At 60.4% G+C, this 2529-nt stretch carries 3 protein-coding genes; all 3 read left to right on the plus strand.

Features of this window, described 5'->3' with window-relative positions; all coding sequences use genetic code 11:
• Positions 1–84 precede the first annotated feature (84 nt).
• Genes tnpA through tnpC form a run of 3 tightly spaced genes read left to right on the plus strand, consistent with a single transcriptional unit; the run spans position 85 to position 2471 of the window.
• Complete coding sequence (gene tnpA, locus P0D71_RS35935; RefSeq protein ID WP_133892453.1) at positions 85–486, plus strand: IS66-like element accessory protein TnpA; 402 nt, start codon at positions 85–87, stop codon at positions 484–486.
• On the plus strand, positions 483–830 hold the full coding sequence (gene tnpB, locus P0D71_RS35940; protein WP_133892454.1) for an IS66 family insertion sequence element accessory protein TnpB: 348 nt from the start codon (positions 483–485) through the stop codon (positions 828–830). The genes tnpA and tnpB overlap by 4 nt, the downstream gene beginning before the upstream one ends.
• A 51-nt stretch (positions 831–881) precedes the next feature.
• Positions 882–2471 carry an IS66 family transposase gene (gene tnpC / locus P0D71_RS35945; protein ID WP_408483879.1) on the plus strand — a complete coding sequence of 530 codons (1590 nt, stop codon included), beginning with the start codon at positions 882–884 and terminating at the stop codon, positions 2469–2471.
• Positions 2472–2529 lie beyond the last annotated feature (58 nt).

Consider the following 2529-nt stretch of genomic DNA (forward strand, 5'->3'; position numbering starts at 1 on the left):
GTAAGCGCTCGATTTGTACCGTCTGTTCGTGGCGGCAGGAGGGGTGCAATCTGATTCCCATCAGATTTGATGGGAATCAGATTGATGAAGCAAATGGCACGAGGACGGCGGCCGGGATCGAAGAACTACACCCGGGAGTTTCGGGAAACGGTGGTCGCTGAGACGAACGATCCGGATCGCTCAATTGCCGAGGTAGCTCGCACGCATGGTTTGAATGCCAATATGGTTGCGCAGTGGCGGCGAAGATCGCTGGTGGCCCAACTGGCAACACCGCAACCTTGTCTGGCGCTGCTGCCCGTCGATGTAGTTGATCTTCCAGAGAAAGATGCCGGCAACCACACCGCATCGCAAGATCAGCGAGTGCCGGCGGTAGCTGCGAGGCCACCGGAGTGCGAGATCGAAATCGAGCTTGGTAAGCGGCGCGTTCGCATCTCCGGTCTTTCGATGGATCGCGCCGAGCAGTTTCTTCGGGATTGTTTGAAGTGATCGGACTCCCACAGAATACCCGCATCTGGATTGCGGCTGGCGTGACTGACATGCGCAGCGGGTTCAACTCACTATCCGCGAAGGTTCAGACCGTACTCGAGAAGGAGCCGTATTCGGGGCATATATTTGTGTTCCGCGGCAAGCGTGGCGATCTGCTGAAGTGTCTCTATTGGAGCGATGGCGGCCTATGTTTACTTGCAAAGCGTCTTGAGAAAGGGCGTTTTGCATGGCCGCGTGCCGACGCGGGCGTCGTGGCCCTGACGAGTGCTCAGCTTGCATTGCTGCTCGAAGGGTTTGACTGGCGACAACCGGTCGAGGCGGCACGCCCGCGCAGTGCTTTGTAAACGTCTGTTACCCGATGACCGGTGTGCGGCAGATGGTCGTAAACTGTCGCAATGGACCTGACCGATACCGACCTGCCCGACGACATTGATGCGCTGAAGGCGCTGGTTCGAGCGCATGCGGCGTCGGCGCATGCAAACGCGCAGCGGGTCGTCGAATTGCAGGACCAGCTCAGTTCCCGCGTAATCGAGATCGAACATCTGAAGCTGACGATTGCGAAGCTGCGCCGCATGCAGTTCGGTCGCAAGTCTGAGAAGGTGGAGCGTCAGATAGAGCAGCTTGAACTGCGGCTTGAGGACCTGCAGGCAGACGAAGGTGCGGCTACCCAGGCTGACTCAAAGAAGGCGCAGCAACGGCGCGAGAGTGCCTCTCGCAAACCACTGCCCGATCACCTTGAACGCGAAGAGCGGGTGCATCGGCCCATCGATGAACACTGCCCGGGATGCGGTGGCGCGCTCAAACCGCTGGGCGAAGACGTTTCCGAACAGCTTGAATACGTGCGCGCGCACTTCCGCGTCATCCGTCATCGCCGTCCGAAGTTCGCCTGTTCGTGCTGCGACTGTATCGTGCAGGCCGCAGCGCCGAGCCGACCGATCGATCGTGGCCTGCCGGGTCCGGCTTTGCTCGCCCACATCACGACATCGAAGTTCGCGTACCACATCCCGTTCTATCGCCAGTCCGTCATGTACGCGCGCGACGGCGTCGAGATCGAAGCGGGCACCATGGGCCACTGGCTGGGCAGTCTGACATGGCTACTCAACCCTCTGGTCGACGCGGTGCGCCGCCACGCGCTGGGTGGCAGCAAGGTTCACGCCGACGACACCCCGCTGCCGGTGCTCGCGCCAGGCAATGGCAGGACGAAGACCGGTCGCCTCTGGGTGTATGTGCGCGATGGTCGGCCCAGTGGTTCGGACGAAGCGCCGGCCGTCTGGTTTGCCTATACACCGGATCGTCGCGGCGAACATCCACAGCGTCACCTTGCCAACTTCACGGGCGTACTGCAGGCAGACGCCTTCGCCGGTTATGCGGATCTGTACCTGGGCGGTCAGATTCACGAAGCAGCGTGCATGGCGCATGCACGTCGGAAGCTACATGATCTACACGCTGTTCGGGCATCGCCGATCACCAGCGAGGCACTCGAGCGCATCGGCGCACTCTATCGCATCGAAGAGCACATTCGTGGCAAGCCGCCTGAAGAACGACGGCGCGTTCGCCAGGAGAAGGCTGTGCCGCTGCTTGATGATATGAAGCGGTGGTTCGAGGCGACGCTTCTCACTCTCTCCGCGAAATCAGACACCACCAAAGCGATCCAGTATTCGTTGAATCGCTGGCCTGCGCTGGCCTATTACTGCAGTGATGGTCAGGCCGAGATTGACAATCTGATTGCCGAGCGCGCATTGCGCGGCGTGGCAATCGGAAGACGGAATTTTTTATTTGCCGGTGCGGACTCAGGCGGAGAACGTGCAGCCGCGATGTACAGCCTGATCGGATCTGCCCGCATGAACGGCGTTGATCCCGAAGCCTACCTGCATTACGTCATCGAGCGCATCGCCGATCACCCAGTGAACCGCATCGACGAACTGTTACCCTGGAACGTCGCTCCTTTGCTGCCGGCCGCCTCACACATCGATCCCGTTCGCTAGCAGCCGATCCTCTCGCGCGTCAACAAAATCCGCGACGGTGCAGGTCGAATGCTTACGG

This window comes from Paraburkholderia sp. RL17-383-BIF-A (genome assembly GCF_046028015.1).
GTDB lineage: Bacteria > Pseudomonadota > Gammaproteobacteria > Burkholderiales > Burkholderiaceae > Paraburkholderia.